This window comes from Saccharothrix stipae (genome assembly GCF_054781895.1).
In genome coordinates this window covers 404,006-417,556 of the sequence record NZ_BAAGTN010000002.1, presented here as the reverse complement: position 1 = coordinate 417,556, position 13,551 = coordinate 404,006, and the positions used below count along the sequence as shown (strand labels likewise).

Sequence of the window (13,551 nt, the reverse complement as noted above, 5' to 3'; positions counted from 1 at the left end):
GGTGGCGCGCACCCCGCGGTTCTACTTCTCGCTGCGCAGCCCGTACTCCTGGCTGGCCTACCACGACCTGCTGCGCGAGTACCCGGACGTGGCGGAGGCGGTCGAGTGGGCGCCGTTCTGGGAGCCCGACGAGCGCAACGAGCGGGCGTTGGGCGAACGCGGCGAGCAGTTCCCGTACACCGCGATGTCCCGGGCGAAGCACTTCTACATCCTCCAGGACGTGGCCCGGCTGGCGGCGGCGCGCGGGTTGGCGCTGAAGTGGCCGGTGGACCGCGAGCCGGTGTGGGAGATCCCGCACCTGGGTTACGTGGTGGCGCTGCGCGAGGGCTTGGGGCGCGAGTACATCGCGGCGGCGTACCGGGCGCGGTGGGAGCAGGGGCGTGACATCTGCTCCCGCGAGACGGTCGCCGGGATCGCGCTGGAGCTGGGGCTCGACCCGGGCGAGGTGTCGGGTGCGAGCGAGGACCCGGAGCTGCGGGCGCGTGGTGTCGAGCTGCTGATGGACGTCTGCAAGGACGGCGCGTTCGGCGTGCCGTTCTTCGTGCACAGGTTCACCCGGTTCTGGGGGGTGGACCGGTTGCCCGACTTCGTCGCGCACGTGCGGTCCAAGCTCGTGCCGGCCGCGGCGATGCCGGCCTCGTCCAGCGCGGTGGGGTTGGGGCGGTCCACGGACGAGGGCCACGCGGGCGGGTGCGGCTGACACCGAACGCGGTCAGCGCGGGTAGGTGAGCACGTCCGGCGGACGCCGAGCGTGGTCAGCGCGCGCAGGCGAGCACGTCGGGTGGCTGGGTGCCCACGTGGCGCCGCCACTCGTCGGCGGTCAGGTCGCGCCCGGCCGCGGCGCACGCGGCGCGTGTCCACTCCCGTTCGGCGAGGTGCCAGCGGGTCAGCTCGCCGCCCGGCTCGGCGGTGAGCAGGTGGCTCGCGTCGGTGCCCGGCGCCACGGCGGTCAACCGTGACACCCCCTGGGAGGGGTGTGCCAACGGGATCGTGCCCAAGGTCTCGCCCGAGCCCAGGTCGGTCAGCACCAGCACGTGGTCGGCGCGGACGCGGGCGGCCACGCGACCGTCTGGCGTGGCGGCCAGGCCGGGGATCCACCGCCCGGTGGACGGGATCGAGCGGATCAACGTCGTGCCGTCGCGGTCCCACACCTCGACCGCGGTCGCACGCTCCACCAGCAGGTGCCCCTCGGTGTGGTGCACGGAGGTGGCGGGGCCGCCGGCCAACTCCCGCGTCGTGCCCGCGGCGACGTCGACCAGCACCACGCCGGCCGCCCCCGACACCGCCACCCGCCCGCCGTCAGGGCTGACCGAGGCGCGGTCGGCCTGCACGGGTCGGTTGAGCAGCGAGGTGTCGACGCCGGTCTCGACCACGTCCAGCACCTCGCCGGTTGAGCTGTCGAGCACGTGCACCCGACCGTCCTGGTCGACCAGCACCAGCCGGGCCCCGTCGGCCGACGCACGGGCGGCCATGAGGTCCGACACCCCGGGCACGGCGGGCCACTGGTCGAGCAGCTCGCGGCCATCGCGGTCGTAGACGTCCACGGTCGCGCTCGGCATCGACAGCACCAGCAGGCGTTCGCCGTCCGCACTCCACACCGGTACCGCGTCGTAGTCGTCCACCCTCGTGTCGTCGAACCCGGTGGAGACGCCGTCGTCGGTCGTCACCATGACCCTCTGCTGCGCGACCACGGCGATCCGGTCGGGTGACGTCACCAGCCACGGCGCGCGACAGGCCCGGCAGGTGACGGGGACGTCGCCGTGCACCGGCTCGCCGACGCGGGTGTTGCGGGTCAGGTCCCACAGCACGAGGGCGTCGTCGGTGCCGGACACCAGGTGGTCGGCGTCGCCCACGAACGCGAGCGCGTCGGCCCGGCTGTTGTTGCCCGGCAGCCGCCACCTCCGGCCCTGGTCCGCGCCGGAGGTCTCCAGCACCTGCAGGACACCGGTGTGGCCGGCGGCGACCCGGGCACCGTCCGGGCTCACGGCGAGCGACTCGGGGTCGGGTTCGCCGATCGGCAACCGGACGTCCGCCGTGTCGTAGTGCGCCGCCGCGACCCCGTCGGTGCGCCACTGCCAGGTCTCGCCGTCCCGCGTCCAGGCGAAGTGGGCGCCGTCGGGGGAGTACCCGACGGCGTGCCCGCCGTCCGCGGGCAGCACGGACACCGGGACGGACCGGCGCACGGCCAGGTCCGCCACCGAGCGCAGCTGCCACTCGGTGGAGGCGAGCACCGCGAGTTCCTCGTCGGACCTCAGCGCCACCTTCTCCGGCCAGTTCCGCGCCGAGGACTCGGCGGACCGCCCGGTGCGCCGGTCGTGCACGACCACCCGGCCCCCGGGATCGCGGGTGTCACCCGGTTCGAGGCGGTGCGACAGGAAGGCGACGACCTCGCCGGACGGGGAGATCGCCGCGCTGCCGCGGTTGTGGCCCGCCGGCACCTCGACCTCGGTGACCGCGTCCCGGCCGTCCCAGCGCACCGCGCGACCCTCGGCGAGCACGGCCGCCGCGTCGCCGTCGGCGTCGACCGAGATGTCGACCACCGGGTGGTCCAGCGCGAGTTCGGTCTTGGTGCCGCCGACGAGGTCCCACCGCACCACGCGGCCGGTCGCGGTGCCCGCCACGGCGACGCGGCCGTCACGTGACGCCGCGACCGAGGTGACGCGGGAGCCCACGTGCAGGTAGCGCTCCAGCCGCGGGCTCGCGGTCAGCACCTGGAACAGCACCGACCTGGTCACCGGCTGCGGGTCGGTCCGGTACGCCTCCACCGCGAGCAGGTGCGCCAGGTCGAGCCGGGTGTCGACGTTGGCCAAAGCGGCGGACGCCAGGCCGCGCGCGGTCGCGATCCGCGCCTCGGTGCGCGCGTTGTCCCGCTGCACGACCGCCACCACCGCGCCGACCACGGCCAGCACGGCGAGCAGCGCCAACGCCACCGCGGCGCCGCGCGCCAGGCGCAGGGTCGTGCGGTGACGGCGGATGTCCTCGCCGACCAGGTCGTCCTTCGGCACGCCGCGCACGGTCGCGGCGATGTCGGCGACGCAGTCGCGGAAGCGGGCATCGGTCTGGTCGACGCGCTCGGCGTCGCGCAGCCACCGCAGGTCCACCCAGCGCGGCTCGGTGGCCATCGCGGCCCGCAGCGGGGGCGGCAGCGCCGTGGACTCGTGGTCGGGGTCCAGCTCGCCGTCGGTCAGCACCACCAGGAGGCGGTCCGCGGACCGGTTGGCCAGCCACCACTCGACCTCGCGGGCCACCCACACCGACCGGGCCGCCTCGACCGAGGCCATCAGCACCAGCCACCGCGAGGAAGCCAGCGCCCGCTCGATCGAACCCCACAGGTCCGGGTCGGCCGACAGGCTCGCGTCGTCGAGGAACACCCGCATCGCGCGCGGCCGGTACCACGGCTTGGCCAGGCGCTGGAGCCCGGTGCGCAGCGCGGGGCCCGACCGCCCGTCACGCGCGTGGCTGTAACTGATGAACGCGTCGTACTCCGTCCGGTCCGTCACTTCCACCCCCGTGGGTCGTCCGCGTCCGATGATCGGCTCACCGAGGAGGAGGAGCTACCCGACAGTGCGGATACAACCGGGACGTGTCCGCACGGCGTGGCGGACCGACCGCCTCTCGGTCGCGGGCCGGGCGGGTTAAGCGATTAAGCTCCGGCTGTGAAGCCGCTGCGCTGGGGTGTGCTCGGGGCCACCGCCCACATCGCGAGCCGGGTCGTGCCCGCCATCCACCGCACGCCGGGCAACGCGGTGGTGGCGGTGGCCGGTCGTCAGGGGAGGCGTGCCGCCGCCGAGGAGGTGGCGCGGCCGTTCGGGGCACGCGTGCACGACGGGTACGACGAGCTGTTGGCCGACCCGGACGTCGACGCGGTGTACATCGCGCTGCCGAACAGCCTGCACGTGCCGTGGACGTTGCGCTCGCTCGAAGCGGGCAAGCACGTGCTGGTGGAGAAGCCCATGGCGCTGTCCGAACAGGACTGCGTGCGGGTCGAACGCGCCGCCGCCGACCTCGTGGTCATGGAGGCGTACATGTACCGCTTCCACCCCCAGCAGGCGCGGGCCGCCGAGCTGCTCGCGTCCGGCGAGATCGGTGAGCTGCGGGTGGTGCGGTCGGCGTTCGCGTACCCGACCGCGGTCGAGGGCAACATCCGGTTCGACGCGGCCCTGGGCGGCGGCGCGACGTGGGACGTGGGCTGCTACGCGTTCGACGTGCCGCTGTGGGCGTTCGACGCGGAGCCGCGCTCGGTGCGGGCGCGGTTCCACCCGCACTCCCGGGCGGTCGACCTGAGCGCCGTGGCCACGCTCGACTTCGGCGACGGCCGCTGGGCGGTGCTCGACTACGGCCTCGACTACGGGCCGCGCGCCGCCTACGAGTTCCAGGGCACGCGCGGCTCGATCGCCGTGCGCAACGCGTGGACCCGTCCCGACGAGGAAGGCCTGATCACCGTCGTCACGCTCGACGGCGTGCGGGACGAGGTCGTACCCGCGTCCGACGCCTACGAACACCAGGCCGCCGCGTTCGCCGAAGCCGTGCGGGAGAAGGTCACGCCACTGGTGTCGCCCGCCCACTCGGCGCGCACGGCCCGGGTGGGCGAGGCGTTGGTGCGGTCGGCCGCGACCGGCGCCGAGGTGGACCTCCGGCGCCGGCCGTGACACACCTCAGTCCAGCGCCGCCGCCGCTTCCACCGGCGGGGTGCGCAGCACGTACGCCGTGGACAGCAGGGTCGACAGCAGCGTCAGTCCGGTCGCCGAGCCCACCACGACCAGGTAGATCCCGATCGGCCCCTGCGGCCAGTACGTGCCGTTCAACGCGATGGCGAACGGGATGAGCGTCACCGCGGACACGATCGCGCCCAGGATGATGCCGCCCAACGAGATCACCACCGACTCGACGCCGACCATGCGCAGGATCTGCCCGTGCGTGGCGCCGATCAGCCTTTGCAGCGCGAACTCGCGCCGCCGTTCACCGGTCGCGATCACCAGGGTGTTCACCAGCGAGATCACCGTGTACGCCAGGATCATGCCGACCAGCAGGTAGTTCACCCACGCGCCGGTCTGCTCACCGCCGCCGCCCGCGGCCAGCGCCCGCTCGCGGTCGGCGACCTCCAGGTCCGGGTTCCGCTCGGTCAACGGCGCCAGCGCCGATTCCGGGCCCTTCACCAGGATCTGCGCCGCCTGACCGCCGGTGGTGTGCGCGACGACCAGCTCCGCGGGCATCAGCGCCGCGTCGAACGCGCCCGTGTGGAGGGCGGCGACCTCCAGGTCCACCACCGAGCCGTCACCGAGCTTCATCCGCACCGAGTCGCCGACGGCGGCGTTCAACGACTCCGCCCAGCCGGTCGGCAACGCGACCGCGTCGCCGCGCAGGTCGTCCAACGACCCGGCGGTGACGTCCACGCCCATGGTCCGCGTGACACCGCTGGGCGTCACGCCGAGCACGGTGATCTCCTCGTCGCCGTCCTCGTGGTCGGGGAAGTAGGCCTCGGTGTCGACCACGGCCGACGCCGCTTCCACGCCGGGCAGGGCGCGCACCTCGTCCACCAGCTCCAGCGGCATCCCGCCGGTCGAGCTGGTGATCACGGCGTCGGCCCGCAAGCTCTCGGCGAACGCCCCCGACGCCGCGTTCGCCTGCGTGGTCTGCAGGTAGATCAGCGCGGTCGCCAGGCCCGTCGCGAGCATGACCGGCGTGATGGCGCCGGCCACCCGCACCCGCCGTGCCCCGGTGTTGAGCACCGCCAGGTACCCGGCCAGCCCGGACAAGGCGCGCACCGGCCAGCGCAGGATCGCGATCAGCACCCGCGCGGCGGCGGGGGAGAGCAGCGCGATGCCCGACGCCCACAGCATCGCCGTGGGACCGGCCGTGCTGGCCGCCACCGGACCGTCCATGACCAGGGCGGTGATGATGCTCAACGCCGTGCCGCCGCCCAGGCACAGCAGCGCGAACACCAGCCGCGGCACGCTGAACCAGCGGTTCTGCAGGCTGGCCGCCATCAACGCCTCGGTCGGCCTGGTCACCGCCGCGCCGCGGCCCGCGACGAACGCCGCGATCAAGGCGCTGAGCAACGAGATGCCGACACCGGCCAGCACCGGCACCCAGCCCTGCCGGTAGACCATCGCCCCGGGCGCCACGCCCGCGCCGGACAGCTGGGTCAACAGCCACTCGCCGAGGTAGCCGCTCACCGGCCAGCCCAGCAGGGTCGCGAGCACCGCGACGACCGTCGTCTCGCCCAGCACCAGCCTGCGCAGCTGGCCCGGCGTGGTGCCGATCGCCCGCAACAGCGCCATTTCCCGGTACCGCTGCTGCACCGACAGCCCGAGCGTGCCCGCCACGACGAACATCGCGACCATGATCGCCAGACCGCCGAAGACGGCGGACAACGTGATGATCGCCTCGCCGCCGCCCCGGGTGTCGGGGAACTCCGCGAGACCGCGTTCGTCGCCCGCGAGCACGGTCACGTGGCGGCTGGCCACCGCGGCCGTGAGGCCTTCGCGCACGCCGTCCACGGTCGCGCCCGGTTCGAGCAGCACGCCGATCAGGTCGACCTTGCCCGGCTTGGCGTACAGCCGGCGTGCCTCGTCGTCGGCGAAGAACACCGCCGCCGCGTCGACCGGGGCCTCGGCGATGCCGACCACCCGGTAGTCGACCTCGGTCGAGCCGACGCGCAGCGCGACGGTGCCGTCCAGCGGCGCGTCGGACCCGGTGACCACCACGACCTCGCCCGGACCCTGCGGCGCACGGCCCTGGTCCAACGTGTAGGGCGCGAGGCGCGCGCCGGACCACGTGTGGCCGGTCGCCTCCGCGCCGTCGGGCAGGGTCACCGGGAACGCCACGTCCGACACGACCTCGGCGACGCCGTCGACGCCGGCGGCCTCGGCGGCCAGCGAGGCGTCGATCGGCGCGCGTTCCAGGTAGGACGGGTCGCCGGTGACGACCAGGGGCGCGGCCGCGAGCCGTTGCGGCGGCACGGCCTCGCGGATGCCGGTCTCCATCAGGCCGCCGCACGCCATCACGATCGCCGCGCCCAGGAACAGCGCGATGAACGAGGCGGTGAAGCCGCCGATCCGGTAGCGCAGGGTGCGCAGGGCGAGGCGCAGCATCAGCGCACCCCGCCGGCCAGGTCGCCCGCGGGCACGTCGGCCCAGGCGCCCAGCTGCGTCATCCGCTCGCTGACCGCGTGCGCGGTCGGGGACGTGAGCTCGCCCGCGATCTGGCCGTCGGCGAGGAAGACGACGCGGTCGGCGTGCGCGGCGGCCACCGGGTCGTGGGTCACGATCACCACGGTCTGGCCGACGTCGCGCACGGCCTGGCGCAGCAGGGCGAGGACTTCCAGCGCCGTGCGGGTGTCGAGGGCGCCGGTCGGCTCGTCACCGAAGATCACCGCCGGCTCGGTGATCAGCGCGCGGGCGATGGCCACCCGTTGCTGCTGGCCGCCGGACAGCTCGCCGGGGCGGTGCCTGCGGCGGTCGGCGAGCCCGACGCGGGCGATCACGTCGTCCACCTGGGCCCGCTTGGGCCGCCGGCCCGCCAGTCGCAGCGGCAGCTGGACGTTCTCCACCACGGTCAGCGCCGGCAGCAGGTTGAAGGACTGGAAGACGAAGCCGATGCGCTCCCGGCGCAACCTGGTCAGCTCGCGCTCGCTCAGGCCGGTGATCTCCTGGCCGTCGAGCAGCACGGAACCCGACGTCGGCCGGTCGAGGCCGGCGGCGCAGTGCAGCGCGGTGCTCTTGCCCGACCCGGAAGGGCCCATCACGGCGGTGAAGGTGCCACGCGCGATGCCGAGCGTGACTCCATCAAGGGCCACTACGCCGTTCCGCTCGTTGCCGTAAACCTTGCGGACGGAATGCAGTCGGACGACGTCATCCGTGCCTTGAATCGGAGATAGATTCACGTTCTTGCTCCCCACGTGGGACCTATCGGTGTGTGCACGCGCCGCAGACCATACGGATGCGATCAAGCGGGCGGCACTGGTGCTGCCCCCCGCATCGGCGGTCGGGTCTGCCGGTGGCGGTCGGCGTCCGCACTGGTGCGGACCCGCGTGCAACCGACTTTCGAGTAGGTACGTGCCGGCGATCGTAGCCACCGTTTCCATAATTTCTGTTGAGAAGTCAACGAATAGTTGGCGGTCGCGTGAACTCCTCCTCTCGTGTTCACCGGTGGGGTAGGTTGGAACGGCCGCCCGGCACGAACGAGGTGGAGCCGGGAAATCCCCGAACTCCGCCGTAGTTAGTGGACCCCGAGTAACGACGCGAAGGGGTTGGATGCATGCACCTGGAGATACGTCACGCCAGGGTGGTCACCACCCTTGCCGAGGCCGGCAGCATCTCGAAGGCCGCCGCGAAGCTGTCCCTGCCCCAACCGAGCCTGACCGCCCAATTGAGACGGATCGAGAAGGCGGTTGGCGGCGACCTGTTCGTGCGTTCGGCCTTCGGGATTACTCCGACACCCCTCGGAGAACGATTAATCCCGATGCTGGCCGATCTCGCCACCCGGGCGGACGCGGTGGTCGCGGAGGCGTCCTCGCTGTCGTCCGGAATTCTCCGCATCGGCAACGCCGAATGGACCCCGGTGACGCTGCGGCGGGCGCTGCAGTCGTCGTTGCCCTCGGTCGAGGTGCAGACGGTGACGCTGAACCCCGATCTGGGGGTGGACGCGGTCAGCCGCGGCGAGCTCACCGCGGCGCTCGTGCCCAGCCCGGAGGCGGTGGACGGCGTGCGGGAGCTGGACCCGGCGCTGGCCAAGGAGATCATCGTGCGCGAGCCGATCTGGCTGGCGCTGCCCCGTGATCACGCGCTCGCGCGCAGGACTACGGTGAGCCGAAGGCACATGATGTCCCTGAGCTGGGTGCACCACGTGCCGGGGCACTGGTTCCACACCGTCGAGGAGCACCTGTTCCGCAAGCTCGACCACCCCACGCCGGAGGTCCTGCACTACGCGGGCGGGCACGCCGAGGCGATGAGCTGGGTGCGTGACGCGGGCGCGGCGGCGTTGGCCACGCCCACCGGGTCCACGTCGGACGTGAGCCTGGTGGCGATGACCGAGCCGTTGCGCAGCCGGCTGCTGCTGGTGTGGCGGCCGGGGTCGATCCACCCGAACACCCTGCGGCAGCTGATCGACGCGTTGCGCCGGTACTACTGCGACTACGCCCGCACGATCCCGCGCTACTGGAACTGGATGACCGAGCGTCCCACGGACTTCCCGGAGCTGGCCGCGTTCCTGCCCCGGCCGAGCCGGTGGTGGCCGCGCGACTCGGCCGGGGACCAGCAACCGGGGGCGAGCTCGCGCACCGCCGCCACCTGAACGTCCACTGGGGAAGAAGGGCCACCTCGACCACGGTCGAGGTGGCCTTCGCCTTCCCCCGCATCACCCCCACCCCCCCGAGAGTCCTACCTCCACCCCCCGAGAGTCCTACGTTCGCGCCCCGAGAGTCCTACGTTCAGGTCCCGAGAGTCCTACGTTCGCGACCCCCGAGTTCAACGCTCAGGCACCCCGCGCCCCGGACCTGAGCGTTGAATTCAGGGGTCCTGAGCGTAGGACTCTCGCGACGTGGACGTAGGACTCTCGCGACGTGAAGGTAGGACTCTCGGGGTTTGGGGGTTGGCGGTCAGCCGAGTGTCAGCACGGTGTCAGCGGTGCTTGCGAACCTTGATCCGGCAACGGACCAGGGCGAGCGAGGAGGACACATGACGGCGTTGGTGGCGGTGTCGAGTCACCTGCCGGAGACGGTGGCCGTCGCGGACCTGCAGGAGTCGTTGGGCCTCGACGAGCAGCAGGTGCGCCGGTTCACCCGGCTCTACGGCCTGGACCGGATCTGCAAGACCGACCTGCCCGAGGCGGAGCTGCTGATCGCGGCGGCGGAGAAGCTGGACGGGCTGCGCGGCCAGGAGGAGCGGGTTCGCTACCTCATCCGCGCCAAGGGCATGCGCACCACCGCGCCCTACCCGACCAGCCCCCTGCACGAGGTCCGCGAGGCGCTGAACCTGCGCCACGCCACGACGCTCGCGGTCGCCGACCACGGCTGCGCCACCGGCCTGCTCGCCATGGACGTGGCCGGCACGCTGCTGGCCGCCGACGGCGACCCGGACGCGCTGGCGCTGATCCTGGCCGGCGACAAGACGTTCACGCCGTTCAACCAGTGGGTGCGCGACACGTCGATCATGGGCGAGGGCATGGCCGCGATCCTGGTGGCCGCCGACGGCGACCGCGACCTGGTGCGCGGCTACGCCAGCCACATCCACGGCCGCGACGACGGCGTGATCGACATGACCCCGGAGATCGCCAAGGACGCGCGCCGCATCTACCAGGACACCCTGGCCGAGATCATCGGCGCGGCCACCGAGGAGGCGGGCATCGCCGTCGCCGACCTCGACCTGGTGCTGCCGCACAACGTCAACCGCGTGTCGTGGACGGTCGCGGCGAAGAACCTGGGCCTGCCCAACGACCGGTTCTTCCTGGACAACGTGGGCCGGACCGGCCACTGCTTCTGCGCCGACCCGTTCATCAACTACCAGACGGTGACCGAGCTCGGCTTGCTCAAGCCGGGCGACAAGTACCTGATGACGGCCGTGGGCCTGGGTCAGACGTTCGCCGCGATGGTCCTGGAGCACTGAGATGTCCCGGAGCGCAGACATGGACGAACCCGACTTCACCCGCAGGCTCAAGACGGCGCTGCTCGGCACACCGGACGCCTCCCTCGCGTTCCTCGGCAACTTCGAGGTGGAGGAGCGGTGGGCGCTGGGCGAGCACACCCTGCCCCGCCTGTCGGCCGAGAGCGGCGCGGCCGTGGTCAACCACATGGACGAGTTCGCGCTGCTGCTGGCCGGCGGCGACGACCACGTCGTGCTCAAGGCCGCGCCCGACCCCGTCTACCTGGCCTACCTCACCGACCTGGGCATCGACCTGCCGACCGTGCACGTGGTGGCCGACTCCGACCCCCGCCGCACGGTCACCGCCGACGCCCTCGCCGACCCGGCCACCCTCGCCGCGTTGGCCGGGCTCGCGGAACGCGGCGTGCGGCTGACCGCGCACGGCGTGTCCGACCTGGAGGTCGAGCTCGCCGAGCGCACCGGCATGGCGTTGGCCGCACCGGACGACGTGACGTGCAAAGCGGTCAACAGCAAGGTCTACAGCAGGCGTGCGGCCGACGAGCTGGGCCTGCGCCAACCCACCGGGTGGGCCTGCGAGACGGTGGACGAGCTGCGCGAGGCGTTCGACCGGGCACGTCCGCTGGTCGCGGAGGGCCGCAAGGTCGTGGTGAAGGAGGCGTTGGGCGTCTCCGGCAAGGGCATCGCGGTGCTGGAGAGCGAACGCCGGATGGACCGGCTGCTCGGCATGGTCGCCAAGCAGGTGGAGAAGTCCGGGCAGCCCCGGCTCGCGTTCGTGGTGGAGGAGTGGGTCGCCAAGCGCGCCGACCTCAACTACCAGTTCACCGTGGCACGCGACGGCGACGTGCGGTTCGACTTCGTCAAGGAGCTGCACACCGAGGGCGGTGTCCACAAGGGACACCGGATGCCCGCCAGGCTCTCCACCGGCCAGGTCGCCGAGCTCGCCGAGACCGCGCACCGCCTGGGCAAGAAGCTCGCCGCGGACGGCTACTTCGGCGTGGTCGGCGTGGACGCGATGGTCGACCCCGACGACGGGCTCTACCCGGTCATCGAGATCAACGCCCGCAACAACATGTCCACCTACCAGGCCCGCGTGCAGGAGCGGTTCGTCGGCGCCGGGCAGATCGCGCTGGCGCGGCACTACCCCGTGCGGCTGCACCACAGGTTGCCGTTCGCCGAGGTCCGCGACCTGCTGCGCGGCCTGCTGCTCGACCGGGCCGGCGGCACCGGCCTGCTGGTCAACAACTTCGCCACGGTCAACGCGGGCCACCGCACCGACTCGGCGTTCGACGGGCGGCTCTACGGCCTGCTCGTCGCGTCGTCGGACGACGAGCTGCGTGCCGTGGACGACGACATCACCGCCCGATTGGAGACGCGACCGTGAGCGCTGAGTTCGAGGTCCAGGGCATCGGGATCACCGAGATCGCCGAGCGGTACGGCACCCCGCTGTACCTCTACGACGGCGAGGAGCTGGAGTCCCGGGTGGACGGGCTCAAGGAGCTGATGCACCCGCGGTTGGAGTTCTTCTTCTCCCTCAAGTCGAACCCCAACATCGGCGTGCTGTCCGTGCTGCACGCACGGGGCGCCCGCGCCGAGGTGTCGTCCATGGCCGAGCTGGTCACCGCGCGCCGAGCGGGCGTCGACCCGGCCGACATCATCTTCCTCGGTCCGGGCAAGAGCGCCGACGAGCTGGCCGCCTGCCTGGACGAGGGCCTCTACGCGATCGTGTGCGAGTCGTTCGGCGAACTTGCGCTGATCGACGAGTTCGCCGGGCTGCGCGGGTTGCGCGCCCCGGTCGCGCTGCGGGTCAACCCCAGCTTCTCGGTGAAGGGCTCCGGCCTCACCATGGGCGGCAAGCCGCGCCAGTTCGGCATCGACGAGTCCCAGCTGTTCGCGTCCGACGACCTGGTGGCACGGCACCCGAACGTCCGGTTCATGGGCGTGCAGGTCTACATGGGCACCCGCATCCTGTCCGAGGAGGCGGTCGCCGAGAACACCGAGCGGATCTTCGAGCTGGCCGACCGGCTGGCCGACCACCTCGGCATCCCGCTGGACCTGGTCGACATCGGCGGCGGCCTCGGCGTGGCCTACTTCGACGGCGAGCGCGACCTCGACCTCGGCCTGCTCGCGGCCAGGGTGAACCCGATCATCGGCGAGTTCGCCGACCGGCACCCCGAGACGCGGCTGGTGATGGAACTCGGCCGCTACCTCACCGCCACGTCCGGCACGTACGTCGTGCGGGTGCGGTACGTGAAGGAGTCGATGGGGGAGCGGTTCGCGGTGGCCGACGGCGGCACCAACCACCACATGGCGGCGGTGGGCATCGGCTCGTTCGTCAAGCGGAACTTCCCCATGCGGGTGCTCAACCGCGTGGACGAGCCCGCCACCGAGAGCTGGCACGTCACCGGCCCGCTGTGCACGCCCAACGACACCCTCGGCAAGAAGGTCGACCTGCCGCCCGTGCGGCCCGGCGACCTCGTCGGTGTGCTGCGCTCCGGCGCGTACGGCCCGACCGCCTCGCCGGTGCTGTTCCTCAGCCACGGCTACCCGGCGGAAGTGCTCGTCCACGGCGGCCGCGCGCACCTGGTGCGCTCCCGCGACGAGACCGAGGACCTGCTGCGCCACCAACACCTCCCCGACCGCGCCGCCGCCACGGCACTCACCGAAGGAACCGCATCATGAGCGAATCCACCACCGTCGCCTCGCGCGAGCGGATCGTCGGCGCCATCACCGCCGTCCTGGCCCAGGTGCTGGACTACGAGCTGCCGGAGCTGACCGAGCAGTCGCGGCTGTTCGACGAGCTCGGCCTGGACTCGACCGGCGTCTTCGAGCTGCTGATGCAGCTGGAGGAGGCGCTGGAGGTCGAGTTCGACACCGACAACCTGGAGATGGCGCACTTCGAGACGGTCCGCTCGCTGGCCGACTTCGTCGCCGCGGAAATGGACCGCTAGCC

The 13,551-nt window shown here is 72.5% G+C and carries 10 protein-coding genes; 7 read left to right on the top strand and 3 right to left on the bottom strand.

All coding sequences use genetic code 11. The annotated features are described in order from the left end of the window. Position 1: 1 nt before the first annotated feature. Positions 2 to 700 carry a DsbA family protein gene (locus tag ACYVLT_RS04680; protein ID WP_461118843.1) on the top strand — a complete coding sequence of 233 codons (699 nt, stop codon included), beginning with the start codon at positions 2 to 4 and terminating at the stop codon, positions 698 to 700. A 55-nt stretch (positions 701 to 755) separates the two neighbouring features. On the opposite strand, the gene ACYVLT_RS04675 is transcribed toward ACYVLT_RS04680, so the two are convergent. After that, positions 756 to 3,500 carry a hypothetical protein gene (locus tag ACYVLT_RS04675; protein WP_461118842.1) on the bottom strand — a complete coding sequence of 915 codons (2,745 nt, stop codon included), beginning with the start codon at positions 3,498 to 3,500 and terminating at the stop codon, positions 756 to 758. A 156-nt stretch (positions 3,501 to 3,656) separates the two neighbouring features. Between ACYVLT_RS04675 and ACYVLT_RS04670 the strand changes: the two genes are divergently transcribed. Continuing rightward, the gene (locus ACYVLT_RS04670; RefSeq protein ID WP_461118841.1) at positions 3,657 to 4,649 is read left to right on the top strand and encodes a Gfo/Idh/MocA family protein; all 993 of its coding nucleotides are present in this window, start codon (positions 3,657 to 3,659) and stop codon (positions 4,647 to 4,649) included. Between the two features lie 6 nt (positions 4,650 to 4,655). Here ACYVLT_RS04670 and ACYVLT_RS04665 read toward each other — a convergent pair whose 3' ends face one another. Beyond that, entirely contained in the window at positions 4,656 to 7,094 is a 2,439-nt protein-coding gene (locus ACYVLT_RS04665; RefSeq protein WP_461118840.1) for an FtsX-like permease family protein, read from the bottom strand. After that, positions 7,094 to 7,885 carry an ABC transporter ATP-binding protein gene (locus ACYVLT_RS04660; RefSeq protein ID WP_461118839.1) on the bottom strand — a complete coding sequence of 264 codons (792 nt, stop codon included), beginning with the start codon at positions 7,883 to 7,885 and terminating at the stop codon, positions 7,094 to 7,096. The genes ACYVLT_RS04665 and ACYVLT_RS04660 overlap by 1 nt, the downstream gene beginning before the upstream one ends. A gap of 374 nt (positions 7,886 to 8,259) precedes the next feature. Between ACYVLT_RS04660 and ACYVLT_RS04655 the strand changes: the two genes are divergently transcribed. The 5 genes from ACYVLT_RS04655 to ACYVLT_RS04635 all read left to right on the top strand — a co-directional run bounded on the left by ACYVLT_RS04655 (position 8,260) and on the right by ACYVLT_RS04635 (position 13,549). Beyond that, a complete protein-coding gene (locus ACYVLT_RS04655) occupies positions 8,260 to 9,294 on the top strand; it encodes a LysR family transcriptional regulator (protein WP_461118838.1) in 1,035 nt (344 codons plus the stop codon). 383 nt (positions 9,295 to 9,677) lie between these two features. Beyond that, positions 9,678 to 10,604: a 3-oxoacyl-[acyl-carrier-protein] synthase III C-terminal domain-containing protein gene (locus ACYVLT_RS04650; RefSeq protein WP_461118837.1), complete on the top strand. Its 927-nt coding sequence runs from the start codon at positions 9,678 to 9,680 to the stop codon at positions 10,602 to 10,604. Position 10,605: 1 nt separating this feature from the next. Then, the gene (locus ACYVLT_RS04645; protein WP_461118836.1) at positions 10,606 to 11,982 is read left to right on the top strand and encodes a preATP grasp domain-containing protein; all 1,377 of its coding nucleotides are present in this window, start codon (positions 10,606 to 10,608) and stop codon (positions 11,980 to 11,982) included. Further along, positions 11,979 to 13,280, top strand: a complete 1,302-nt coding sequence (locus tag ACYVLT_RS04640; RefSeq protein WP_461118835.1) for a type III PLP-dependent enzyme — start codon at positions 11,979 to 11,981, stop codon at positions 13,278 to 13,280. Before ACYVLT_RS04645 ends, ACYVLT_RS04640 begins: the two co-directional genes overlap by 4 nt. Further along, positions 13,277 to 13,549, top strand: coding sequence for an acyl carrier protein (locus ACYVLT_RS04635; RefSeq protein WP_461118834.1), 273 nt, complete (start codon positions 13,277 to 13,279; stop codon positions 13,547 to 13,549). Before ACYVLT_RS04640 ends, ACYVLT_RS04635 begins: the two co-directional genes overlap by 4 nt. The last annotated feature ends 2 nt before the right edge of the window (positions 13,550 to 13,551 follow it).